Here is a 25,694-nt window from a genome sequence, read left to right as displayed (position 1 = left end):
CTATCATCTAGCAATAACTGGCTCCAGAGCATCTGGTAAAACTAGCTTAATGAACCTCACTAAACAATTTGCTGACAATTTAGACTTCCTTACTGTGAAAATGCCACTAAATGAAGACATTGTTAGTAATGATATCGGCTTTTTTTCAGAGATGATCGACTCCATAATGACAAATGGTGCTAATCGAGGGATGTATGGTGGGCGTACGGGTGAAATCTATCAGAAGTTCCGTGATGTTCTTGACTCAGTTGATTTTGAAGCTAGGTATGATATTCCACTTGGTTTTGGTAGTGCCTATGTTGGTGCACAAATGCAGGATACACAAGAAACGGTAACGCAGAGAGTTCTAAAAGAAGATCTGAAAGAACTGCATCAGGAGGCCTCTGAGGCTGGAATGAGTACGATCGTTATCTTGTTAGATGAGTGTGATTTGCTCGCGGAAAACACCGCATTATTACAGAAATTAAGAAACATATTCACAGATATTGATGGGTATATATTAGTTTTATCCGGGACTGAAGATATGTTTCCTGATCTAAGTGATACATTTTCGCCTCTTCCCCGATCTTTTGTTAATATTCAGGTTGATGATTTTGAAGATATCGAGAAAACCGAGGAATGTATTAAAAAGCCTCTTTCAAGTGATAGGAGAGAACAAATTGAGAGGGACACAGTTGCTCAGATTCATAGAATTACTGGCGGTTCCCCATACGAAATAAATTTGATTAGTCACCACATGTATCGTAGGTGTCTTCAGCAAAATGACGAAAAGATACAACTTTCAAAACCGGTTTTAGATGATGTGCTTGAAGAACTTGAGGGTATCCGACAAGAGGGTCATCACGAGATAGCAAATAAAATTGGGGGTTTATCACCCTCACAACTTCAAATTCTAACGTCTACTTTAGAATTTCCTAACACAGAACCCGAACAATTTCTCAAATACAACCTACTTGATAACATTGGCAAGCTCGGTAGACAGAGCCCTAGCAGTGTTGAAGAAGAGATACATAGTCAGCTTAACGAACTGATTGAGTTAGATGTGGTTGATAACTCTGATGAGAAGATCTCCTTTGCTGGCAGTCAGTTTGACAGCTTATACTTGAGATACTATGTGGCCTCAATGGATACACCAGGTAACGATATCAGCTTTTTCCAAGGAAATGAGGGCCACTTGGTATCAAATATATTCTCAAAGTTTGCTGAAAGTATTTTTACCAACAATGACCGGATTTGGGCATATTCTGATCAACCTTCTCGATTTGATGTTGAGTCACAATCTGAGACATCACAAGAACATCGGCTATTTATTAATTTTCAGACAGTACCGTTTGAATCGACACATAATACATTAGAGGATTTAATATTTGACCAACCGCGAGGGCCGTACACTGAAGAGCTCCAAAATGTATTCTCTTTTAGATGTGAGATAGAATGGTTAGATGGTGGATTTACCGCAATCATACCCCAATGTGATGAACAAACTCGTGAAAAGATCGATGAAATCGCAAACACGCTCGAATCAGCTGGATTTAAAATACAACTGGAGTCAGATTATCAATATGTAATTGAAGGAGAAGAGTGCAAAGATAACGGAAATTATGAGGAAGCAATCAAATATTATAATAAAGCAATTGATATAAACTCTCGTAATAGACTCTCAAACTTACGTAAAGCTGAGGTAGAACATGATAGAGGCAATTCAGAAAATGCTTTAGAGTTGTTAGATGAACTTTGTAATGAGGAACCAGACTGGATATCTCCTTTTGTTATAAAAGGTTTAATTCAGCTAGATTTGGGTGATAAAGAAGGCTATGAGAATATTAAACAGGCTCTCCCTGATCCGCAAAATTCTCTCAGTGCATTTGAACGAGCGATCCAGGGCCTAAACGAGATTGGAAGATATGAAAAATCCAAAGAAATTGCAAATAAACTTGTTAATTCAGATGATATTAGGCCAAACCAAAAATTGAATTTTGCAAAGGTGCTGATTGATTCTGGTCACCCCAGCATGGCTATAAAGATCTATGAAAAAATTAGTATATCTGACCTTCCGGAAGGGATCTCGGCAAATTACTATTATAACAGGGCTTGTGCACACTCTTTAATTGATAACAAGGAAGAAGCCATAGAAAGTCTGAAAGAAGCGGTGGAGATAGACGATAGATATTTAGAATCTGCATCATCTGATGGTGATTTAGATAATATTCGGGATAATGAACAATTTGAACAAATTATGCAGAAGTCTGAATAGCGCATATTGTTGAAGCTCTAATATATTACCTCGCATTATACGGAATATCAAAAGTAACCCCAGTGATTTATCGTAATAAATTCTTTTATAAGTACATCCCTAAATATAATACTTTCACCGAGGCGAGCGACCCCTTCTAGTTCCAACCCGCGAATTTTTCTCCTGTATGGCAACTCAGGAAACGCCATCCTTCGACGATCTCGAACCGGTCGATAACAGCACTTCTGACGACTACGATTCGGAGTGGATAGACCTCGAACCCGGCGAATCGGTCGTCGGTGAAATTCGGGAACTCACCCCCAACTGCGGCAAGTACGACACGACCGTCATCGAGCTGGCCCGTGGCATCGGCGACGTGGTCGCCATGTGGTCGAACAGCCAGATCGACAACGCGCTCGACGACAACGACCTCGGAGAGGGCGACGTGGTCGGCATCAAGCACACCGAACAGACGAGTACGTTCACGAACGAGGACGGCGAGGAACAGGAGTACGACATCTGGAAGGTCCGGGAACTCCCTGCTGGAGGGCCTGAATGAGCTACCAGAATCGCGCGAGCGACATGGTGAGCGACTACATGAACATCCGTAGTCTGCCCGCCATGCTGTCGGTGGCGTTCGTCGCGGCCAGCCTCTACCAGTTCGGCGGGATCACCACGGTCGAACTCCCGTGGCTGTCGTACACGCTGACGACACAGCACTCGCTGTTGATCTCGCTCGGGGCTTTCGCTGCGGCGTTTGCCAGCTCCGAGACAAAGCAGTTCGAGTATTATGAGGACTGGGAGAAGATCGCCATTGCACTGGGTCCCGCTGTCATCCTCGGCAACGAGTACCTGCCAGCGGTGAACGACTTCCTCACTTCCCTGGGCGACCCGCTCGGGATGCAACTGGCGTTCGTCGCCACGGTCGTCTCCTGGGGAGTCGCTGTTCAGTAAACCGATGACACGACGCTATTCTTTCGGAGGTAAACCCCGATGAGTCACGCACGCTCGATCTTGCTGGCTGGCCTGCTCGTCCTGTCGACAGTCGTTACTGGTGTCGGTCCTGCACTGGCACAGACAGCCACGGACAGCGGGCCAGTCACCTACGAGTACACAGGCTCGCCGGAAACACTGGTGATTGACACCAGCGCTCTCGACGGTGGCACGGAGTTCAAAGTTGAGTACATTACCCAAGGGGGCCCGTCCACCGGCACGACCGTCTTAGCCCGTGAAACGTACAATACGGCCAATCTTGACGGGGACGTGCTCCTGTTCTTAAATTCCGGGGCATATGAGTCGGTGAACGTCACCGTCTCCGAGTACTCTGGTGGAGAACCGAAATTCGACACTTGGGACGGCCGTGGCGAAACGTTCCATACGAAGGTGGGAACAACCGGCGGCGACTCAGACCTCACATGTGATGTGTCTGATAAAATTGCGGATGTTGTTGGCTACGTCGACAGTCTCGACTGTACGCCACAGCCGGGCAGTACGACCGTCAACACGAGCGGACTGGAAGCTAACGACGCGGAGATCGAAATCTACCAGTCCGGAGTTAACCACAAGGCCGGGTTCGAGAACTTCAACACGACTCTCAACAACTACCTTCAGGACACCAAAACTCAGGCGCTCATCCTCGGCAAGAACGCCTACATCCGCGCTCTCAACAACGGGAGTAGTAAGTCTGCTGCGAAGGCTGACGCCAAGGAGGCTGCTCAAGACTATTACGCCAAGAAGCAGGTCCAGTTAGCCCGCAGTTGGGACCAAGGCGCTGCACAGGCTGTCTATCTCCAGAAGCAAGAGAACACCGCAGGGGCCGGAACGGCCACTGTCGAAATGAACACCGTCCCGCCGCTGAACGGCTTCGAGCCGTCTAATAGCCGCCCGGTGGCGGTCGTCTCCGATAACGAGACTCAAACCCTCGCAAACGGCTCCACCATCCAGACCGACGGGATAGAGATTACTGGCTACGACTCACCGAGCGATTCGGGGCCTAACACGGCGTATCTGAACATCATGGACGACGAGGTGAACGACATCTCGAACTCCGGCAACGCCCACCACACGGACGGTGTGAAGGTCTCCGTCCCTCACTCATCCGAGTACGAGTCTAAGACCATCCTTCGGACTCAGTGGTATGCTGAAAAATGGTCTGAAATAAACACCCAGAGCAGTAACGTAGATACCCAACTCGACACCCTCGCCGAAAACACGTATAGCGCCTATCAGAATGGCGAAATCAACAACAGCGACCTCGTAGACCCCTACGTGCTGGCGTCCCAGCAGTCGGCAGGGTCCGACTTCCAGGGCTGGACCGCCGCGAAGTTGACGCTGCTCGGGACGAACAGCCCCGAGAACTTCGACCAGATCGGGAGCTTCAACGTCACCACCGGGGACGGTACCCAGTACGAGGGCGTCCTGTTCTCGCAGGAGAACCCTGCCAGCGGGCAGTTCGAGAACGGAACGACCTACCACACGTCTAACATCGGCGGCACGCAGTACGTCGTTACCTCGGATCGCATTGTCGAGTTGGATGGTGAGTTTACTATCGACAGTATCTCCACACAGGACGGCCAGACCGTCCAGAACGTCACCATCCAGAAAACCACCTACGAGACCACGAACGTTACCGAACTCAAACAGCAGTACGAGGACTTGGCGAAGCGCCGAGCGGAGATCGAGGCGCGTGAGCAGAACCTTCGTGGCTCAGCTGGTGGTGGCCTACTCGGCGGTTCATCCTCGTCGTTCGTGCTTGTACTGGTCGGCGTTGGCGTACTCTACGCCGTGAGCCAGCGGCGAACGGGAGGTAACAACTGATGGTCTACTGGCTGGCTCTCAAGCTCGTTCCTCGGGATGCGTGGCTCGTCCTAGTCGCACTCGCCGCGCTGCAACTCTCGGGAACCGTCGACGTGATCGGGCCAGCCATTGATCTGGTGTCGTCCTGGCTCCCGGAACCCTCGCTCGACTGGCTCTGGTGACAAACTCGGATTTTCGACTATGAACCCACGTACGCCTATACTCCTCATACTGATCGTCAGCTGTATCGCTCTCGCTGCACCAGCGGCAGCGCAGGAAACAACGAACGAGACTGCGACCTCAACGAACGTCTCTGCTCCGGACGGCGCACCCAGCGATGTTGAACTCGTCGTCGATGAGAACGTTGTCGTGACTGACTACCACTACGCGGACGGCCAGCTGGTCATCGACTTCTGGTCGGACGAGTACAAGGTCGTCAGTGTCGCCCCGCAGGTCGACGACGGATCAGAAGCCGGCAGTGTCTCATTCCGTGCGGCTGTCGTCGACGCGGATACGACGACGACCGTTCGAGTGCCCTCTAGTGGTGGCGTAACACTCTGGACTGAGCAATCCATCGAACAACAGCGCTTCCACTACCTCCGCAAGCCCAATTCGTTTATCATTACTGGTCCGTGGAGTGGTGAGGACGTTCGCAACGCCGCCCTTGGCAGTGCGCTCGGCGTCGTAATTGCGGTCCTGTACGAAGCCGTCTCTGCGAAGATTGGTTCGGCTCAACGAGGTGAGCGATTGGCATGACCGACGACGAGAGCAATCCCGATCTCGACCGCGACGAGATGGCGCACAACGCTGACCCCGGCCCGGATCACAGCCGGACCTATCGACTGTTCCGCTGGCTCACGAACAACCTGCTGTTGATCGCGTCGGGTACCGGTATCGTCCTGTTCGTCATCGCGTCGATTCTCGGCTACGAACTTCCCCGAAGCCTGCGCCTGATCGGACTCTGTGCGCTCGTGACGATTCCCTTGGTCGGGCGACCGACAGGTAAGAAGGTCCGGTCGCTGCTTTGGGACCCGAATTACGTCTGGCTCGTCGACATCGATGCCCGTCACACGAAAGGCGGTATCTTCCGGACACCTGGGCAACGGTTCCGCGAGTGGTCCGTCGAGGACGGCCAACTCGACTGGGTGAGTCCCAATCTCGCCTTCGGCAAGAACGTCGACCTCGAAGCCCAGACCGTCGAAGGATGCTGGCGCGGAACCCTCTCTGACCGGGAGCTGATGCGAACGCTCCAGGCCGTCGAAGAGTGTCGCGGCCAGCTCGAAGCCGACGCCAAGCGCGGGTTCGCCATCGAAGCCCAGGCGTTCACGATCATCCGCAACGCCACCCGAAAGGCGGTTCTCCGTATCGTGTCGACGTTCGAGCGCGGGACGCTGCCCGACGAAGGTGACGCACTGACCGACGAGATAGATTCGGCCATCGAACAGTTCGGACTCGACCGGAAGATTCGACACACCGAGGACGACGAGTCTCCGGAGTCTGATGTTCCGGGCGTCCGCGTCGATCTTGACCAAGACCTCGCCGATCTCGCTGGTGCTGGCGACGGAGGTGTTCCAGCTGATGATTGAACTCAACCTAACCCATCGTGAGAAGAGTGTCGTCGTGGTGACTGCTACTGTGACGTTCATCGCTGGCTACTGGGCTGGCCTATGGGCAGTTCCGCCGCAGGCACTCGATGTGCCAGTTGACGTGACGTATCGCGCCGGTGAACAGGCATACCAGGCTGCGTATCGTCCTGTTCCTGATCATCTCCCTGTGCTGTCGGTGGCGTTGCCGCTGATCGGCTTCGCCTACGCGTTCCGGGACCAGCTCGTGGAAGACGATACCGACTCTGCCGAGGTGCCGGCTGATGACTGACTCCGACGAACGACTACTGACGGCGGCCAAACTCAACGAGGTCGTTGCTGGTAACATCGAGGGTGGCGAATCCCTGCACGAGCATACCGGCGTCGTGGCTGATGACGCAGAACGAGCGACCCTGTCGTTCGTCTCGTCGCTCTTCGACCGTGGTGCTGAGGTAAACGGTTCCCGGTCGTTCGGACAGACTGCACTCTCCGATGTTCTCCAGTCCAAGTACCACACCGAAGCGGCTACCCGCGCCATTGAGAACGGCAACGGATCACTCGCTTCCTACCTCGTCGGCATCACTGAACAGGAACTCGACGCGTCGTCGCTGACGGTGACCGCTCGCCTGATGGATCGGCTCGACGCCGACGGGACACTGACGACGGTACTCGCTGCGGGCCGACCCAATACTGGCAAGACGAACACGATGTTCCTGCTCGCCTCGGATATGGCTCGTGCAGTATGGGATGACGTGCTGGTCATCTCGAACTCCAAGACCTGGGAAGGCGCTGACCGCTACGTCTCCTCGATGCACGAGCTGATGACACTCCTCGTCGAGAACCGCGATGTTCCGAAAACGTTCGTCCTTGATGAAGCCAGTCGGTACATGGATGCCAGAGTCTATAGCCGCGAAGTGAGTACCCAGTACGCTCCCGCGCTGAAGGCCATGAGCAAACTCGGCGTCGAGGTCGTCGGTGCGGTCGGACACACCGGAAAAGACGTCGTCCCAGAGTGCAAGCGACTGACCAACTTGGCATTCTGGAAATCTGCGCCGGATGTCGTTGAGTTCTACACTAACTGGGACGGTGACGCAGACCGGCCCGACTCTCCGCTTTTCGATGCCGATCTGGCCGATCTCGAACCGACACTTCACAGCTACGACCCGGACGACGTTGCCTCTTGGAAGTGGAATCTTGACCCTGACGTGTGGCACGGCTTCGACGACTGGGACCACTTCGGCGACCGCCTGGAAGAACTCGGCCCAACCACGTAGCCGAAGATCTCCACAACCCCGTCGCCCACCCACCCGCCGACCCACCGCTTTCAGGGGTCCGGCCACGGTGTGTCTACTGATTACACTAACGCTACAAGCGAACGGCGACGCGAAGCGCCCCCCTCACATGGGGGGCCGAGCGAGCCTGTGAGCGCACGCCCCCGAGCGGAGCGACGGGGGCAATCCCAATGCGGAAGTCTGATACAAACTCTGTATGTGTCCCAGTTCGGACACCGACTAGACTTCACCACAGCCCGAAACCAGACTTGACAGCTTCAACTATGCTCATGCTCCCCTTCTTTCGAGTTTCATCATCGGACTGATCTCCGTCTTCTGATCTCCTCACCTTTAGTTCATATCCACATTCCGAGCAAAAATTGTTCTCTTCGGGGTTTTCCGTGCGGCACTCTTGACAGACATAGATGATATCAGGGCTTCTATCTGGACGCAATAGGAGATAAATGACGACTCCCGGTATCCCAAAAACGAACGTAACCACTCCCCAAAACCTGCTATTAAGTCCTCTATCGGAGGCATCTCCGGCAACAAACATCGCTAATATGGACTGTATTGTTAGTGCAATTACTGCATATACTATGAGACTTGCCATAATTCTCATATGATATATCTGAGGTAATAGTTTGTGGTAACTTACACTACCCTGTCATGAGGCTCTAATCGTAGAAAGAAAGGAAAATCATCTATCGGCGAATGTTTGTAGAACCCATAGGAGACCCCCTCTGTGCTTGGTCGTTAAAAACTATGCTAACTGCTCTATATCGCCTTCTTAGAGCTTAGCTAAGTCAGCGAACTGAAGTTCGTTTTCACTGTACTCATACAGAGATAGGTTTTCACTCTCGCAGTAATCGGGGAGGTTAGCCGGTGTTACTTCATCACCTTTTGGTCCTTCGTAGACCACGGAAACATTGTACCCATCAACTTCCACCACCACCGCAAGATTAGGATCATCGTGTGTGGATTTGATGACGTAATCACCTACAGTGTACGGATTCTCGGCGAATTTCAGATTCTCGTGCTTGTAAGTGTAGAGACTGATATCTTGGTCATCGCAGTACGATGAAAGCAGAGCTGGTGAAATATCTCTCCAGTCACCCGGGCCTTCATCGAGCGAGCTCGGGAAAGCTACTCTGACCGCTTCGCCGTCAAGCTCCTGTCCGTAGAGTTCTACCTGCGTTTCTGGGGGGAGAACCTCAATTACAACACCCACTGACGCATCTTCGTCGTCACGCTTCTGTACACGATCTCCCGGCTGGAATGGATTCTCGGGAGTTTGGTTCATATTCGCGGTGTTCGGCCCGAGGTCCTGAAGGCCGTTCATCGGACGAGTTGCCAAGTGTTCGAGCTTCTCAGGAGAGTTACCAGAGAACTGCTCCTCTGTTTCAACCTTCGATTCGAGCGTTTCGACGTGTTCCCACCCGAGCAAAATCAAACTATCTTCGTTGTCCCGGTGCCAGGCCATCACAATAATATCGTCTTCCGAATCCTTCTCGACGAGCGTCTCTGGCAGAAATGACGATACGTCCCGAGAGGTCTTCACGTCGATATTATACCCAAAAACCTCGAAATCGTGACCAGAGTAGCTCTCTGGGTTACACCGTCGAATGGCATCCTCGTTCTCCCATTCCCACATCTCTGCTGGAAGGTATTCTCGACAGAACTGCTCAAACGCGATTTCTCCAAGATTTCCGATACGCTTCACATCAACATTATCTGCACCCTGCTTCACTGCTTGATGATGGGCGCGATCTCTATCTATTTCGTCGGGAGTAAATTGATACACAAGTCAATCAGTAGACTCAATCGGTATGAACATTCCCCTGAATTCACTCCATGAGTCGGGGATGGCGCGGGCGTGGGTACAGCTCTACATCGACCTCGCCTTCGAGATATTGTTCGCCTTCGGTAGTCAACTCAACGAGGTCCTGATCTTCCGTCAGAAACGCCACCAAATCGGCATCGGCCAGAACACGACATCGTTCTTGGACCTGTGCTTCGGTGGCATGAATCCCATCTTGAAGTGCAATCTGACTCGCGGTTGACCACGAATCGTCACGCAGGTGTTCCAGTATTCGGTCGTCGATACACTGCTGCCAGCGGGCGGTCTTTCGTATCGTCATGGTGGAGGACTACTTACACGCCGTTCGTCTCTGATTCAGCCGTCGGCGATGGCTTTGAAATGCTGTTTTCTCCGTCGATGTAGACGCCTTCTTCGGCGTCGTATTCTTCATCGAGATACGCTTCTCCTTCTTCGGTGATCACGTAGGCCCCATTTCCAACATGTCGGAGAAGTCCATGTTCAGCTAACTCCTTACATCTACGCGCGATATGCGTTTGAGAGACTCTGATGAGACCACTTTCGTTGAGCTGCTTGGGTGTACCCGATCCCTCGTTTTCAGACATCCACTCTAGGATTCGGTCATCCCATACGCTCTGCCACGACCCAGATAGGCGCATTCTATTATCGCTTCTACGTGTGGACACCTAATACATTTTATAGGCCCCCTCAAGTTCTCTTACAACTTACTAACCACGTCATTACATTTATGTTGTCAGCACGTTCTTGTGTATCTGCGGGTCACTGATGGTTCTCGGTCATCGAGAACCGGGCCGTGCTGTGACACGGCCCAGAAGGTGGCTCCGCCCGGCAAACCAATGTCGTACGGAACCGATACGGGGAGTACTCCCCGCACGAAAGTAGTCGAATCGCCTGCTGAAAAGTCCGCTGTTCGCTCACGTACGGAGTACCGCGTCCGGTGTTCTGGCTGTAACTTCTCCAAACGGTACGACTCGTATGCCGACGCGACTTCCCACCAGCGCCGCCATCCTTGCCCGCACTGTGACCGAATGCTCGGTCTGTCGGAGGTGTCGAAGCAGCGACGAAATGAATCGCTTGATGCTGCTGAAGCAGTCGCGGCTGCCTGCGAAGCCCGCCGCGAACTTCTCATCGATGGTCCTGCACCCTCCGTTTCGAAGATACTCGAGGCGATGGGTCGAGACGGTGACGGCTACCCGCTTGGTGATAAACCAACAGAGGACAATGCGTTTGAGACTGCCCGCCAGCTGCTTGCCCCGATGGGGGAACCATGAGCGACGACCTCGAACCGATAGCTCCGGCGACCGCGGTGAACCTCTACCTCGATCACCGAGAACCAGAGCTATCTGAAAAGTCCCTCACGAACCAGCGGTACCGGCTCAACTCGTTCATCGAGTGGGCCCAGTCGAAGGGAATCGAGAACATGAACGAGCTGACTGGGCGCGATCTCCACGAGTTCCGAGTCTGGCGTCGGCAGGGCAAAGGAAGCGAATACGGTGAGGTATCGAAGGTTACTCTTCGGGGCATCCTCGCCACGCTACGGAAGTTCCTCGAATTCTGTGCCAGCATCGACGCGGTCGAACAGGGAATGCGCGAACGGGTGTTGCTCCCGGAGGTCGACCCCGAGGAAGCCTCGAAAGATGAGAAACTCGACACCGAACACGCCGAAGCCATCCTCGACCACCTGAATCGCTACCAGTACGCCTCCCGCGAACACGTAATATTTGGAATCCTCTGGCACACTGGTATTCGACTCGGGAGCCTCCGCTCGCTCGACCTGGACGACTTCGACGCTGATGGGCAGTACCTACAACTGCGCCACCGGCCGGAAACAGGAACTCCACTGAAGAACGGACGAGCTGCCGAGCGGTCGATAGCTGTCGGTGACTTCTACGCCGAAGTGATTCAGGAGTTCATCGAGAACCACCGAGATTCGGTCACCGACGAATACGGTCGGGAACCGCTCATCACCAGCGACCGGGGCCGTCTGAGTGAGACACCCATCCGGAGTGCGGTCTACCAGTGGACTCGACCCTGTATGGTCGGCGAGTGTCCACACGGAGAGAACCCGGAGAGCTGTGAGTACATGACTCGGGACACTGCCAGCGGTTGCCCGTCGTCCCGATCTCCACACGGTATCCGCCGCGGCTCGATCACGAAGCACCTTCGAGACGGAACACCGGAAGAAGTGGTTTCGGATCGGATGAACGTCTCGAACGACGTTCTCGACCAGCACTACGATCAGCGCAGCGAGCGCGAGAAGATGGAGGTTCGACGGGAGTTCATCGACGACGCATGATCCACCACCAGTACACCACAGCGGATGAATCTAGGAAACGCGCATCCTCGAATAGGCTAACAACCCGGCGAGTCCATCCTTATTTTACGGTCGTGGACGAGAGATCGACAACACAGGTAGGCTGATTTGGGATGTAGCCCGGCGGATTCTATAATAAACCACACAATCGAGGGCACAATACTGTCTAACCAAGATATTAGGAGAAAACCAGCTAGAGACATTACTAAACCAACCGTTACCCGTTGCTGCCGGATTCAATTAAAAGGTCAAGTTGGGCTCAATTCGCATTACGTAAGTACCGTCCAGTCCACCGTATACGAATAATAAGGAAACTTAGTCAACTAAATCTTGTTTAGTGTTGTCACATATCACAAGCGTTCCAAAATATGGCATAGCAATCTTGGTTAATATATGACATTTCCGGAGGGTGTTATAATGTCACTGGATCTAGAATTCGACACACGGTGCCGGTAGTGTATACCGCTGGTAGGTCCCGTTAGAGGGAATACCTGCTGTTTAACCTCAGTAGGTCACCGATGGAACCGTTATTAGTATGGGTGAAACAGTAAACTTATGTGCAATAGTTGGTATGTAAATAAGTATGTTCGAGTGGGGCAGCCGGGGGGCTGGAGACCGGGGTGTATCGCACGTTCTGGGTGTGGTGTTGTTGGCTAGTGCAGTCATCATTGGTGCCGTACTGATCGTTCAAGTGGGGCAACAGACTATCGGAGATGTCAACGACGACGCGAACGTCGAACTCGCTGAGGAGGTACTGCTGTCGGTTGATCAGAGCTTCCAGCGGTCAGATACCAGTGAATCAGTTGAAGTCCCAGACCGGGTTCGGTCTGATGTCGCTGTTACAGACGATGCGACATACAATCTGACGTTGAACAGTAACTCGACCTGTTCGACGGGGAACCGTTCGTTGCAGACGCTTCAGTATCAGGAAAACGGCCAAGAAGTCGGCTATCAGGGTGGCGGTGTGTGGCGGATGACCGAGTCGGGCGCGACGATGTCGTCGCCCCCGGCTGTGAACTATGATAAAGGGGCGCTGTCAGTCTCGTTCGCGAATATCTCCGGGCAGCAGATTGGGGGCAGTTCGGTTGCGATTCGGTCGAACACGACTGCGAATCGATCACACGAAGCAGCACTTCAGACGGCACTGTTCACTGAGGCTACATACGAAGGCGTACGGAACGGCTCGTGGGACTCTTCGTCGCCGAGCACCACCTGCGCCCCGTCACAGGTCACCAACGCTACGTTGACAATCGAGAACAGCAGTTACGCCCGCGCGTGGGCGGACTGGGCACAGAGTGCATACGACGACAAGTACGTCAAGGTGACTCCGAGTTCAGTGGAGCCTGGTGAGACCATCGACATCAGATTTGCGCTCGGTAACGTGAGCGACCCGGAGTTTGAAGTACAGAATATGTCGGTGCGAGAAGACCCATCAGACGATCAAAAAGCACTGGTGAATGCAACGATACGGAACACTGGTGGTCTGCAAGACACTCAAGAGATCAGGCTGAATCGGTCCGGGGCGTCGGATAATGCGACAGCCACGGTCACGCTTACCGGTGGAGATTCAGCCAGAGTGAGCAAGTCGATAGATGCCGACAGCGGCGTATACAACTTCACTGTGGCATCTGAGCAAGACAAGGCCTACAAGCTAGTCAACTACACGGCTGTGCCCGGGTCACCGTCGCTAAACATAACTAGTGCCTCAATCCCCGCGACAGCACGGCTGAACCAGGTCCCAGAATCGAATGTCACAGTCGAAAACAACGGCAGTATGACGGCCGAACAGAACGTCACACTTCTGGTTAATGGTTCGGTGAATGCCACACAGCACGTGACAGTCCATCCGGGCAACACTCGGACAGTTGACTTTGATTCAGCGATGCCGACCAGCGAGAACGGGACCTACGATATTGAAGTCGCGACGGACGACGACACGTATTCGCAGTACAGCGACGACGGCCACTACTTCGTTGTCGGTGACGTCGGTGTCTTCGAGGTGACATCGGTTTCGCCACCGGGCGGCGTAAAGAGCGGTGACACGGTCACGATTGAGGCGACAGTCAAAAATACCGGCAACATCCGTAAGTCCGACGCCGTCAAAATACACATAAAAAACGAGTCGGATACAACGGTTGAATCGAAGGAGAAAACGCTCACACTCAATGGAACCAACAGCGGTTCAGAAAAAGAGACGGTAACTCTCACCAGCGGTCCGCTTACCGCTCCGTCATACAGTAACTACACCTATATTGTCGAGACACCGGACGACCGCAGCTACGGGACCTTCACTGTCGGCGCGTCGGCACCACCGGTGTTTGATATCACCGGTCTTGGCGTCGACAACCCGGTCGAACCGGAAAACAAGACCGAGGTCAGCTTCAATGTCACTAACACTGGCGGAACGGCAGGCTCCCAGACGCTTCGCATCGGCAGAGACTGGGGAGCCGACAAGTCAACGGACGAGCAGCTTGACCCGGGGGAGAGTACGACGGTCACACAGACCGTTACAGCGCCGTCCGAAGACGGACTCTATCGAGTGAACTTCACCACTGGAAACCAGACTGCCTGGCGAATCCTGAACGTGCGGTCGAATACTGCGGTTGAGCGTGACGGAGGTGGCATGACTACCACCGAGAGGGTCAACGCAACAATCGAACTCAAGGGAGCTGAGCTTGAGGGCAGTAACGGCTATCAGATTACGCACACGAAAGTAGACATGGATCTGGTCGTCAACAACCAGTCCGGCGACCACGAGATTCCACTGTGGCGTGATGTGGGATACGACTTCGAAGACGGCGATGTGAACGGCCCCCATGCTGAACGGCGGCTGATTAACGACGACTATCCGGACCCATACGAGTTCACGAAGACTTTCGAAGCGAATTCGAACTTCTCCGTCACCGCCACGTCGTACCATTGCTATGAAACGACGTACACGGACATTCGATTCAAGATAGACGGTACGAACTACTACACTAAGAGATGCAGCAGCCCCGGTAGTGTCCGGATTTCTACCGACGAGAGCAGCACGAACGCAGATATATTAGCCGATGGGGAGGTAATTCCCGGCTACGGTCAAGCTGGCAAGGCACAGCGAAAACTGACGGATATGCTTGGCGAGCAACGGCTTACCGAACTCGACAACGGTTCAGCGAGGCTTAATCTCGCCGACGGTGAATTCGTGTACCTCTATGAGCTCTCGCAGGACAACGCAAACCCCGAAAACGCATACGGTTACGGCGACCCCGACTACAACGACGCAGTGGTTATATTCAGAACCAACTCCATCGAGAATGAGGTTGCGGAGCCGAGATTCAGCTTCGTTGATGTTGATGTCCCCGCCCGTACCCCGAAGACAGACGACACGGAGGCAACGGTGACGGTCAAAAACGTCGGTACCGCCGCCGGTAGTGCAAAGCTTACGCCTACCTTCGATGGAAGCACAGCCGAGACGCAGGATACGGAGATCGGGGTAAACGAAACGGCGCAGTTCAACGTTGAGCTAGCGACTGCAAGTAAGACACCGGGTCAGTCGTACCAGTACAGGTTCAATCTCACGAACCCTAACCGCTCCGAGTCCGCTACTGGGAAGCAATGGGGTGGAAACATCTACGTCGGCGACATCGACGAACAGTTCATGCAAGTCGACTCTGTTCGTGCCACAAGCACAATCGACAACGATGAGTCTGCAAACGCTACGGTCGACATCACGAACGTCGGTGGGGAAGGCGGAACCGCCGAGATCAAACTCTATGCAAAGAACACCGACGACGCGGGTTCGACGTTCACAGTGTCTGACTCCGCGACAACCTCGCTGCTCACAAACGGAGATACGGAGCAAGTAACCCTCAGTCTACCGTCTGACCGTGGCAACCACACGTACTACGTGCAGACGCGGAACAGCACCTCAGCAAAGCAGTCGTTCTTCGTCGGTCGGTCGAGTGTCGTGGTAAACGACACCCAGGGCATCAATATCGGCGCACAGACATACAATACCGCCACACTCATCGAACGGAACGGCGGTGCAGAACGGATCACCGTTGAAGTCAACAATGAGGGAACTGTCGGCGACGAACGTGAAGTGGCCCTCACCGTCAAGAACAAGAGTGACGGCACTACGGTTTACACAGGCACTGAGAACGTCACAGCGGGTAGCGGTGACCTTACGGGATCCGACGCGTATCCGGCGTGGGCTGGCTACGACACCGACCTCGATCCCGGATACTACACGTACGAAGTCACAGTGTACAACGACACGGCCAGTGGGTCGGTTGACGATACTGCGACGGGTGAAATCTACCTGAAGGATGTCGACGAGAGTGGCGCAACCACTAACGACTCACCCATCTCGATTGACTCCGATACGATTACGATCGGTAGTTAAGGCCGTAGCAGACCCGTTTTTCGGTGTAATCAGACTCGTGTGTCAGGCGGTACACGCTGGATTACAGCCCGGTCGTGGCTCAGCATACTTGTCCAATAGAGATACGGCTATCGGCGGGGTCAGTATTGACTCCTCTCACCGGTCGAGCGCACGCAAAGAAAAAACTGAGCTGTGTTGAACCGAGTTAGCCGAAGAGTTCGCCGAGGCCCTCACCGCTTGCCTCGTCGTCCTCGTCGTCATCGTCGTCGCCGCCGTCGTCGGCAGCCTCTTCGTCGGCTTCTTCCTCGGCCTCGTCGGCCTCGTCAGCGTCACCCTCGGCAGGTGCGGCCGCGCCGCCGCTTGCCGGCACCGGTGCCGCAGCGGCCTGGTCGACGGCCTCCTCGATGTCGACGTCCTCGAGGGCGGCGACGAGGGCCTTGACGCGGGACTCCTCGACGTCGACGCCCGCGGCTTCGAGCACGTCAGTGAGGTTGTCTTCGTTGATCTCTTCGTCAGCTTCGTTCAGGATGAGTGCAGCGTATACGTATTCCATTGTTGTAGTGTGCGTTGTTAGAACATCGCTCCGAGCGCGTCGCCGGCGTCTTCGTCGTCGTCGTCATCGTCGTCGGCCTCCTCGGCCGCGTCGTCGGCGTCCGCGTCGTCCTCGGATGCGGTGTCCTCGTCTTGGTCGTCAGTCGGTTCCTCTGTCGCCACGTCGGCCTCGACGCCCTGGAGTTCCTCCGGGAGTGCCTCTTCATCGTCAATTTGCGAGGCGAGCGCACGGACCTGTGCGTCAGCCTTGCTCACGAGGTCAGGCACGACCTCGGGGTCCTCGATGGCCGCCTGGAGCGCGAGGCTCTTGGCGTTGCCACGAGCGGACTGGAGCATTGTCGGGGCCGTCGTCGCGGTCGGGTAGTCGGCGTTGACCGAGAGATTAAACGCTCGGCCGGCAGCCGCCTGGATGTCGCTCCGGTACTCGTCGATATCGAGTTCCAGCTCCTCGGGTTCGAACAGTACACCGTCGGCGAAGACGGCGCGGAGGTCGAGACCGACCTCCTTCGGTTCGATACCGAGTTCGTTCAGGACGTTCGCGAGTTCCTGGGAGACTTCCTCGCCGGTGTCAAGCACGACCGAGTCAGAAAGGACCTGAATGGAGCCTTCCTGGATGCGTGCGTCGGCACCCACGCTCTGGAGTTCGCCGACGAACGGACCGGGGTCGACGCCCGTGTCGCCTTCCGGAATCACGATGTCGTTCGGGGCCACCTCGCCGGCACCGATGGGTGCGGGCGTCTTGGAGGCCTCGAGTTCCTGAAACAGCGAGAACGGGTTGTCGTCGGTCCCGATGAGCCCGACCTGCCCGGTGATGTAGCTGTTGAGGTCTTCGAGTCCGTCGTCGACTTCGTCGAGTGCACGCTCGAGCAGCGTGTTCCGGGAGACGCGAAGTTCGGCGGTCCCGTGCAAGTCACGTCGCATATCCTGCAGCTGTCGGGACGGAATCCCGGCGATGTTGACGACGCCGACGCTCTCGTAGGACTCGATCATCGCTACGATGGCGTCGACCTCTTCCTGCTTCCACTCGGGAATGGTCTCGGTCTTGCGTTCGGATTCGGCGCTCATATCAGGCCACCTCCATCGCAGGCCCCATCGTCGTCTTCACGTAGACGCTGTCGATGTTGAGCGGGCCCTTCTCGAGGTCCGCGTGCAGACGGCGGAGGATAACGTCGATGTTGTCCGAGATATCTTCGGCGGACATGTCCTCCGCGCCGACCCGCGTGTGGAACGTTCGCCGTTCCCCGCTGCGGAGCTGCACGGTGTTTTTCATGCGTTCGATGACCTCGACGACGTCGTCGTCGGGGTCGAGCGGTTCCGGCATCTTCCCACGCGGACCGAGGACGGTCCCGAGGTAGCGACCGATGTCCTGCATCAGATCCTTCTCCGCAATGAAGAAGTCAGTGTCATCGGCGAGGTCCTTGGCGGCGTCGTCATCGCCACCGAGCTCCTCGAGTTCGTCCTCGTCGAGTACGTCGTCTGCGACTTCCTCGGCACGAAGGGCGGTTTCGCCCTCGGCGAAGACCACAATTGTGGTCTCCTGGCCGGTGCCAGCAGGAAGCACGACGGACTCGTCGACGCGGTTCGACGGGTCGTTAAGATCTAAGTCGCGCAGGTTCACAGCGAGGTCGACCGTTTCGCGGAAATTCCGCTCAGGTGCGTCCTCGAGTGCGCGCGAGACTGCGTTCTCTATTTCCTGATCTGCCATTGTTCACCTCCGTAGTACGCCAATCGGCTTCTACGGGTCAGTGAAACAGGCGGATGCCTGTCTCGTGCGGGTAGACGCCAATGCGACACTTAAACCCGTCGAACCAGCCCAAGGACCGCTGACGGGCGTGTTTCCGGTTCTCAGGGACCAGTCGCTGGTGACGGTCCCACTGACTGTGCAGTAGCTCACAGCGTCGAAAGCAAGGGAAAACACACGCCAGTCGCACAGCGGTCCGACTTACGCTTGTGCTTCGGCCGCGAACACGTCGTCGTACTCGCCCGCGTCGATGCGTTCCTTGAACTCGCGTGGGTTTTCGCCTTCGATAGTGACACCGAGGGAGGTACACGTCCCGACGACTTCCTTCGCGGCGTTCGTGAGGTCGTAGGAGAGCAGGTCGGGATGCTTCTGCTCGGCGATCTGTTTGACCTGGTCGACGGAGAGGTCAGCGACGAAGTCCTCTTGCGGTTCGCCGCTGCCGGTCTCGAAACCGGCCTCGTCCTTGATGAGTTCGGCCGTCGGCGGGACACCGACTTCGATTTCGAAGGAGCCGTCGTCGTCGTACTCGACGGTGACGGGGACTTCGGTGCCGTCGAACGCTGCCGTCTGGTCGTTGATTTCCTGTACGACTGCCTGCACGTCCACCGGTGTCGGGCCAAGTTCCGGACCGAGTGGCGGGCCAGGGTTGGCCTCCCCACCGGGAACGAGGACTTCGATAGTTCCAGCCATACATAGTGGAATCCTCGCGGCGGTTTAAAGGATTGCGTTTCACGGATCGCTGCGTGAGGTCTCCACACGCACGAACACTCACCGTTAGGAACCCACAGGCAGGACGGCCAACGCGGCAAAGAATTGAATCCCAGTCAGTTCAGGCGAACGTCACGCCGTTGCGTGCGAGGAAATCGCTCGCGTCTTTGATCTCGACTGGGGAGCCGATTATCCGAACCTGTTCACCTTCCTGATGAACGCTCACAGTGAACCGCTGTTCCAACTCCTCGCGAATCCCGTCGAGCGCACCGACTGGCAGCAGTATCTGCGTGCTGTCGCGGAACCGACTCGCCGCTCCCATTATCGACACATGACGGAGGATACCCTATAGGTGTGTCGAATTACATGAGGGTCGTTTGACCATTCTGAACGGCAGCGCGGGTCCGATGACGCGTGCTGCCGGGGTGGCATCGGCGAGGGAGGAAAGCCTTATTCGGTGTGAGGGGCCGACATACACCTAATGGGGCTCGAAGAGGAGATTCAGGAACTCGAAGATGAAATCGCCAGCACTCCCTACAACAAGTCTACAGAGGCCCATATCGGTCGGCTGAAGTCCAAGCTCGCGGAGAAAAAGGAGAAGCTCGAACAGCAGGCCTCTTCGGGCGGCGGCGGTGGCTACGGCGTCGAGAAACACGGCGACGCGACCGTCGCGCTCGTCGGGTTCCCCAGCGTCGGGAAGTCGACGCTGCTAAACGCCCTCACCAACGCTGAGTCCGAGACCGGGGCCTACGAGTTCACGACGCTCGACGTGTATCCGGGGATGCTCAAGTACAAGGGGGCGAACATACAGATTCTCGACGTTCCCGGGCTCATCGAGGGTGCGGCCGGCGGCCGCGGTGGCGGCAAGGAAGTGCTGTCCGTCGTCCGGACCGCGGATCTCATCGTCTTCCTCATCTCCGTCTTCGAGATCGACCAGTACGACCGACTCAGCGAAGAACTGTACAAGAACAAGATCCGACTCGACCAGGACCCGCCGTGGGTCAACGTCCGGAAGAAGGGCAAGGACGGGATTTCGGTCAACACGGCCACCGGCGTCGAACTCGACGACGAGACGGTCAAAGCCGTCCTGCGCGAGCACGGCTACGTCAACGCCGACGTGACCATCGGCGAGCAGATCGACATCGACCAGCTCATCGACGGCGTGATGGACAACCGCGTCTATCTGCCCTCCCTCGTTGCTGTCAACAAGGCCGACCTCATCGAGCCCGACTACCTCCCCAAAGTCGAAGACGAGCTCCGGGAGCGGGACATCGACCCCGACGAGGCAATCTTCATCAGCGCCGAGGAAGAGAAGGGACTGGATAGCCTCACCGAACGCATCTGGGACGAACTCGGCCTCATCCGGATCTACATGGACAAGCCGGGCCGCGGTGTCGACCGCGAGGAGCCGCTGATACTCCGTGAAGGCGACACCGTCGACGACGCCTGCGAGAAACTCGGCGGGAGCTTCGACGAGCGCTTCCGATTCGCTCGTGTGACCGGTCCAAGCGCCAAGCACGACGAACAGCAGGTCGGGCGCGACCACGAACTCGCTGACGAAGATATCCTGCGGATCGTCGCCAACCGGTAAAATCTGTCAGCGCTCGCGTGCGCGCGTGTGAGCGAATATCCCTTCAGACAATATCCATCCCTTCTGAAGTAGATGCGTTCATGCGTCTAGAGTCCTGCCACCACGTATGGACCACGGTCCCCGACGCCGTCTTGCTGCCGTCGTCGTTGCTGGCCTCGTCCCCTGGACAGTGGTGCAAATCGGGGCGGAACTGACGCTCGTCTTCTCCTTTGGCCTGTTCAACACGAACCCGCCGGAACTGCTCTCGGTCTACAGCTACTTCGTTCGGTTCACCGGGGCGCTCCCGTAGTTTATCGAGTCGTGGGGCTCGGGCGTCCTGCTGTATCTCGTTGCCCTGGCCAGCGCCGTTGCCGGTGTCGTCTGGCGTGAGGACGTTCGGGTCACCGCCCTCGCTCTCGCCGGTGCGGGTCTGACGCAGTTCCCCGTGTTTCTGGGTTTCAACAGACGGCTCGACTACGTCGCTGTCCCGGTCGGCTCTCTCGTCATGCTCGCCGTGGTCTGGTGGTACTACCTGCCGGCCATCCGGGCCGACACAGCGACGGAGTGAGCCGCGGTATCGAATCCGGACGGAACCACCTGTGGCGGTAGCCTTTTCGCTCGCTCGCACCATGTGCCGCGTATGTGGTCACTCGATCATACGATGATGCGCGTCGAAGACTTGGACGCGTCGCTGGACTGGTACCAGACGTATTTCGATTACGAGGAGAAGGGCCGCTGGGAGGCCGACACCTTCACGAACGTCTTCCTCGGTCCGGAAGACGTCCACGACGAAGGTGCGCTGCTCGAACTGACGTACAATCACGACGGCCGCTCGTACACGATGGGCGACGCGTGGGGACACATCGCCGTCCGCTGTGACGACGTGTACGACGCCTACGACGAGCTGATGGACGCCGGCGTCGAGGACTACCGCGACCCGGACTCCTGTGGCGGCTCCTACGCCTTCGTCACGGACCCCGACGGTCACGAGATTGAGATCGTCGAACGGGACCACGGCGCGAAGTGGTCGCTGGACCACACGATGATCCGTGTCGAAGACGCCGAACAGGCTATCGGCTGGTACACCCGAAAGCTCGACTACGACCTGTTCCGCCGCGAGGAGTTCGACGACTTCGCCCTGTACTTCCTCAAGCCCGAGAATGCCCCAGAAGAGGCGATGTCGGTCGAACTCACCTACAACTACGACGGCCGGTCGTACGAACTCGGCGATGCCTGGGGGCATCTCGCGGTTCGAACCGATGACCTCCATAGCGCGTGGGAGACGCTGATGGGGCGCCACGCCGAGGATTACCGGGACCCCGAGAGCTGTGACGACCGCTACGCGTTCACCAAAGACCCCGACGCCCGCGAAATCGAAATCGTGACCAACTGACGGCACTGGTCGGTACTACCCGTCTGTTCTAATCTATTCTCGCGCGGTAGCTGACAGAAGGAGATTCGTCTGCGGAATCGTTCCTGAGCGAGCAGTGAGGATCTGTGAAGCCCTAGCGTCTCAGGCCAGCGATACCATCTCCGATACGTATCTCTGGGCCGTCAAACGCCCGAATGCCGATCCTGTGCTATGACCTACAAGCTGCTTGGACCACATCTAATCGCCTCAGATGGCGTCTTTGGGGCTTGACTATTCATGACAATCAGATTTCCTAACCACAAAACATATACAACAGACACCTATCGTTTAGACTGTACCCCTACCCATGACGCCAGAAGTGAGTACGCCGGTTCGGTCTATGCGTGGCCACGGTGGCCGCGTTCCGACCAGGTGGAAAACTGCTGGGGTCGCCCGATAGCAACACAAACTATGACAGGAAATTCAGACAAGGTTCGCAGCCTGTTCCTCACGGCGCTGATGGTCTTCTCGGTATTCGCCGGGACCGTCGCGTTCTCCGGTGGCGCAGCCGCTGCCGCGAACGTCAGCGTCGAGCAGGCAACAGAATACGATAGCGGCACAGTCGAATTGGCACTCAATGGATCGACCGGTAGCGCAGTCCCCAGAGGAAATATCGATGTCTACATCGACGGGAACGAAAACCCGGGCAATTACAATGTCTCCTCAGTCGACGGGACTGACGACGGGACAACTGGACGCCTCCAGTTCAGCCTGGATCAGGACGTTCAGCCGAACCGGAACCTGACCGTTAAGGTTTCAGGACTCACCGGCGGTGACAATACGGTCGTCGCTCAGGACATCGACGTGACGTCCGAGACGATCACGGCGACCCAGACGAATGACACGGAACTCAACGCCTTCCGTGGTGAAGTGATCGCTATTGAGAACACGTCCGCAGACGACTCTGACGGCCCGTCCGTTGAGGTCGAGGGAGACAGTGTCGTTCTGTCCGACTCGTACACCGACAACAGTGAAGTCTACACTGTTGACACGAGCGACTTCGACACTGGCGAGGATTACACCATCAGTGTCAACAACAACGAGGAAGCGGTCGTCACAATCAGCGACCTCAGCCTCGAGGTGAACATTGACGACGATGTCGGCGACGGTGCCAACATCGACGACACGGACACTCTCGCGGTCAACGTCTCCACGAACCGCGGTGGCGAGCCGGCCAACGCGACGCTGTTCAACGAGGACGACGACAAGGTTGCCACGCAGATCAAGAACCTGCAAGGTAACAACAACGTCGTGTTCGACTTCGGCAACCAGAGCGCCGACGACAGTCCGTACTACGTCTCAGTGACGGACAACCAGACCGGCGTCTCCGCCGAATCCGACCAGATCAACGTCTCCGAATCCGGTGAAGGTGACGCCAGCTTCGAGACGTCTACCGTGCAGGACGACATCGGCGACGTCGCCAACATCACGGTTCAGGTTGACAACACCGAGAACGCTGTGATCAACGTCGGCAGCCAGAACGACGACAACTACGCCATCCAGGGTCAGCTCGAGGACGAAAACGGTGACGGCGAAGTCACTGTCCAGTTCAACAGCTACACCGCCGGGACTAACAACAACAACACAGTTCTCACCGTCCCCGGTGACGACGACCTTGATGAAGTCACGGAGAAGGGTAGCTTCACCGATAGTAGGGACAGTTTGGAGGAAGACGCACTGGAACCACAATCCTACTCGATGAACGTGACCGCCGGGACGTCCCCGGATGTCACCAGTCCTGACACGGTCGGGACGCTCCGACTCAACGAGAACTCCGTCGAGAACGTCCGGACCTGGGTTGCTCCCAGTGATGCTGATATCGACGACGACGATATCGATGTCTACGACCGTATCGGCGAGAACCTCACGCAGTCGGACGACATCGCAGCCGAAGACATCGTCGTCCACGAGATCGAGGCCTCCGGTATCGAAGGAGCTCTTGAATACGAACAGGAAGACAACGGGTCTTCCGACGTGACTGACGCGTTTGTCGCAGCCGCTGACACTACGCCGGACCGTATCAACGACGACAGGAGCACTTCCGGCCTCAAACTCTACGTCAACCGGACCGATGTCGGTGCAAACGCTGACGCAGACCCGCTTAACTTCACCAACAGCAGTAGCGGGCTGACCGTCGTTGACGACCCGGACAACAACACCTACTTCGTCGCTCTAGACACTAGTGACGTCGAGTTCGAGTCCGGCAACACGATCACCGGTGAAGAGGACACGGAGATCAACGCCACCTTCTCCGTGCGAGAAGGCCCCCTCTCCGACGACACTTCGAGCGATAGCGCAGTCTACACTACGTCCGAGCGGAACGCGGAGCTGGACCTTGACGACGACGGCTTTGTCACCGTTGGCGCCGCCGCCGGACAGACAGTGAGCGGCGATACGAACGTCGCCCCCGGATCCGAGCTCGAAGTCGAAATGGAGTCCGAGAGTGAGGCGAACCCATTCGTCGAACGACCGGAAGCAACTGTCGGTCCGAACGGCACGTACGTCGCTACGGAAGACTTCAGCGACTACTCCGCTGGAACGAACTTCACCGTCCAGACGCTGGACGTCGACGGTGACTCCGACTTCAGCGACGAGGAAGACGGCCGCATCGTCGAAGCCGATACGGCCACCGTGAGCATCAGCGATCAGGAGTCCGACGGTAGCGAAGTCGTTGTCGACAGCGCACAGCTGTCCAGTGGCGGCTTCATCGCTATCCACGCCGGTGACGCATCCGGTGACGTCGTCGGCAACTCGGAGTACCTCGAAGCAGGTACGTACAATGACCTCACGATCACGCTCGACGAGCCGATGGACGAGAACTTCACTGCGGTCGCGATGCCGCATCAGGACACCAACGGCAACGAAGCGTACGACTTCCCCGGCGATGACGGTCCGTACACCCAGAACGGCTCCGCCGTGACGGACAGCGCGAACGTGACCGTCTCCGCCGAAGAGCCTGAGGACACGCCTGAGGACACGCCTGAGGACACGCCTGAGGACACGCCTGAGGACACGCCCGAAGACACGCCTGCGGACACGCCTGAGGACACGCCAGACACTGGAACCGCGACCACCGAAGCAGAAGGTCCCGGCTTCACGGCAGCCATCGCGCTCATCGCGCTCGTCGCTGCTGCGCTCCTCGCTGTCCGACGCGACAACTAACCGGAACCACTCCGGTCCCTGAACGTCATTCCTTTCTTTTGCGCGTACGTGCGTGACCCGTCAGTAGCTGTACCTGAAGAAATCGGGAACAAACAGACTGCAGAACGACTCCGGACTCGTTGGTTACTCAGATCGGTATTCCGTCCG

General features: G+C 56.2%; 23 protein-coding genes and 1 pseudogene. 15 read left to right on the top strand and 9 right to left on the bottom strand.

The features are described 5' to 3' along the window. Positions 1-49: 49 nt before the first annotated feature. The 9 genes from VI340_RS09155 to VI340_RS09115 all read left to right on the top strand — a co-directional run bounded on the left by VI340_RS09155 (position 50) and on the right by VI340_RS09115 (position 7,886). Complete coding sequence (locus tag VI340_RS09155; RefSeq protein WP_336358240.1) at positions 50-2,254, top strand: tetratricopeptide repeat protein; 2,205 nt, start codon at positions 50-52, stop codon at positions 2,252-2,254. A 166-nt stretch (positions 2,255-2,420) separates the two neighbouring features. Continuing rightward, a complete protein-coding gene (locus VI340_RS09150; RefSeq protein WP_008313104.1) occupies positions 2,421-2,792 on the top strand; it encodes a hypothetical protein in 372 nt (123 codons plus the stop codon). Next, entirely contained in the window at positions 2,789-3,187 is a 399-nt protein-coding gene (locus tag VI340_RS09145; RefSeq protein ID WP_008313106.1) for a hypothetical protein, read from the top strand. Before VI340_RS09150 ends, VI340_RS09145 begins: the two co-directional genes overlap by 4 nt. 39 nt (positions 3,188-3,226) lie before the next feature. After that, positions 3,227-5,050, top strand: a complete 1,824-nt coding sequence (locus tag VI340_RS09140; RefSeq protein ID WP_336358239.1) for a hypothetical protein — start codon at positions 3,227-3,229, stop codon at positions 5,048-5,050. Further along, positions 5,050-5,211, top strand: a complete 162-nt coding sequence (locus VI340_RS09135) for a hypothetical protein (RefSeq protein ID WP_336358238.1) — start codon at positions 5,050-5,052, stop codon at positions 5,209-5,211. Before VI340_RS09140 ends, VI340_RS09135 begins: the two co-directional genes overlap by 1 nt. A 19-nt stretch (positions 5,212-5,230) precedes the next feature. Then, entirely contained in the window at positions 5,231-5,785 is a 555-nt protein-coding gene (locus VI340_RS09130; protein ID WP_336358237.1) for a hypothetical protein, read from the top strand. Next, positions 5,782-6,615, top strand: a complete 834-nt coding sequence (locus VI340_RS09125) for a hypothetical protein (RefSeq protein WP_336358236.1) — start codon at positions 5,782-5,784, stop codon at positions 6,613-6,615. Before VI340_RS09130 ends, VI340_RS09125 begins: the two co-directional genes overlap by 4 nt. Continuing rightward, a complete protein-coding gene (locus VI340_RS09120; protein ID WP_336358235.1) occupies positions 6,608-6,904 on the top strand; it encodes a hypothetical protein in 297 nt (98 codons plus the stop codon). The genes VI340_RS09125 and VI340_RS09120 overlap by 8 nt, the downstream gene beginning before the upstream one ends. Next, positions 6,897-7,886, top strand: coding sequence for a hypothetical protein (locus VI340_RS09115; protein ID WP_336358234.1), 990 nt, complete (start codon positions 6,897-6,899; stop codon positions 7,884-7,886). Before VI340_RS09120 ends, VI340_RS09115 begins: the two co-directional genes overlap by 8 nt. Positions 7,887-8,130: 244 nt before the next feature. Here VI340_RS09115 and VI340_RS09110 read toward each other — a convergent pair whose 3' ends face one another. The 4 genes from VI340_RS09110 to VI340_RS09095 all read right to left on the bottom strand — a co-directional run bounded on the left by VI340_RS09110 (position 8,131) and on the right by VI340_RS09095 (position 10,361). Continuing rightward, on the bottom strand, positions 8,131-8,496 hold the full coding sequence (locus VI340_RS09110; RefSeq protein WP_336358233.1) for a zinc ribbon domain-containing protein: 366 nt from the start codon (positions 8,494-8,496) through the stop codon (positions 8,131-8,133). Positions 8,497-8,673: 177 nt separating this feature from the next. Beyond that, positions 8,674-9,687 (bottom strand): hypothetical protein, encoded by a 1,014-nt coding sequence (locus tag VI340_RS09105; protein ID WP_336358232.1) that lies wholly within the window; start codon positions 9,685-9,687, stop codon positions 8,674-8,676. A 43-nt stretch (positions 9,688-9,730) separates the two neighbouring features. Next, the gene (locus VI340_RS09100; RefSeq protein ID WP_151145836.1) at positions 9,731-10,024 is read right to left on the bottom strand and encodes a hypothetical protein; all 294 of its coding nucleotides are present in this window, start codon (positions 10,022-10,024) and stop codon (positions 9,731-9,733) included. A gap of 13 nt (positions 10,025-10,037) precedes the next feature. Next, positions 10,038-10,361 (bottom strand): ArsR family transcriptional regulator, encoded by a 324-nt coding sequence (locus VI340_RS09095; RefSeq protein WP_442905119.1) that lies wholly within the window; start codon positions 10,359-10,361, stop codon positions 10,038-10,040. A 629-nt stretch (positions 10,362-10,990) separates the two neighbouring features. Here VI340_RS09095 and VI340_RS09090 point away from each other — a divergent pair. After that, the gene (locus VI340_RS09090) at positions 10,991-12,019 is read left to right on the top strand and encodes a tyrosine-type recombinase/integrase (RefSeq protein WP_336358230.1); all 1,029 of its coding nucleotides are present in this window, start codon (positions 10,991-10,993) and stop codon (positions 12,017-12,019) included. A 601-nt stretch (positions 12,020-12,620) separates the two neighbouring features. Further along, positions 12,621-16,424 (top strand): DUF7289 family protein, encoded by a 3,804-nt coding sequence (locus VI340_RS09085; protein ID WP_336358229.1) that lies wholly within the window; start codon positions 12,621-12,623, stop codon positions 16,422-16,424. Positions 16,425-16,608: 184 nt separating this feature from the next. On the opposite strand, the gene rpl12p is transcribed toward VI340_RS09085, so the two are convergent. The 5 genes from rpl12p to VI340_RS09060 form a co-directional block, all read right to left on the bottom strand. Beyond that, positions 16,609-16,956: a 50S ribosomal protein P1 gene (rpl12p, locus tag VI340_RS09080; protein WP_336358228.1), complete on the bottom strand. Its 348-nt coding sequence runs from the start codon at positions 16,954-16,956 to the stop codon at positions 16,609-16,611. 17 nt (positions 16,957-16,973) lie between these two features. After that, on the bottom strand, positions 16,974-18,020 hold the full coding sequence (locus tag VI340_RS09075; RefSeq protein ID WP_008313126.1) for a 50S ribosomal protein L10: 1,047 nt from the start codon (positions 18,018-18,020) through the stop codon (positions 16,974-16,976). 1 nt (position 18,021) lies between these two features. After that, entirely contained in the window at positions 18,022-18,660 is a 639-nt protein-coding gene (locus VI340_RS09070; protein WP_008313127.1) for a 50S ribosomal protein L1, read from the bottom strand. Positions 18,661-18,897: 237 nt separating this feature from the next. Then, on the bottom strand, positions 18,898-19,386 hold the full coding sequence (locus VI340_RS09065; protein ID WP_004957037.1) for a 50S ribosomal protein L11: 489 nt from the start codon (positions 19,384-19,386) through the stop codon (positions 18,898-18,900). Between the two features lie 139 nt (positions 19,387-19,525). Beyond that, a complete protein-coding gene (locus VI340_RS09060) occupies positions 19,526-19,726 on the bottom strand; it encodes a VNG_1110C family protein (RefSeq protein ID WP_008313128.1) in 201 nt (66 codons plus the stop codon). Between the two features lie 159 nt (positions 19,727-19,885). Here VI340_RS09060 and VI340_RS09055 point away from each other — a divergent pair, with 159 nt between their 5' ends. From VI340_RS09055 to VI340_RS09040, 4 genes and pseudogenes are all read left to right on the top strand, one after another. Beyond that, entirely contained in the window at positions 19,886-20,995 is a 1,110-nt protein-coding gene (locus VI340_RS09055) for an OBG GTPase family GTP-binding protein (RefSeq protein WP_008313129.1), read from the top strand. Between the two features lie 106 nt (positions 20,996-21,101). Continuing rightward, a pseudogene (locus VI340_RS09050) lies at positions 21,102-21,542 on the top strand (TIGR04206 family protein). Positions 21,543-21,614: 72 nt separating this feature from the next. Continuing rightward, a complete protein-coding gene (locus VI340_RS09045; RefSeq protein ID WP_336358227.1) occupies positions 21,615-22,367 on the top strand; it encodes a VOC family protein in 753 nt (250 codons plus the stop codon). 429 nt (positions 22,368-22,796) lie between these two features. Next, on the top strand, positions 22,797-25,547 hold the full coding sequence (locus tag VI340_RS09040) for a DUF7282 domain-containing protein (RefSeq protein WP_336358226.1): 2,751 nt from the start codon (positions 22,797-22,799) through the stop codon (positions 25,545-25,547). Positions 25,548-25,694: the final 147 nt, after the last annotated feature.

Source organism: Haloarcula sp. CGMCC 1.6347 (assembly GCF_037078395.1).
Classification (GTDB): domain Archaea; phylum Halobacteriota; class Halobacteria; order Halobacteriales; family Haloarculaceae; genus Haloarcula; species Haloarcula amylolytica.
The sequence above is the reverse complement of the archived record's forward strand: the minus strand, read 5'-3'. Positions and strand labels throughout refer to the sequence as shown.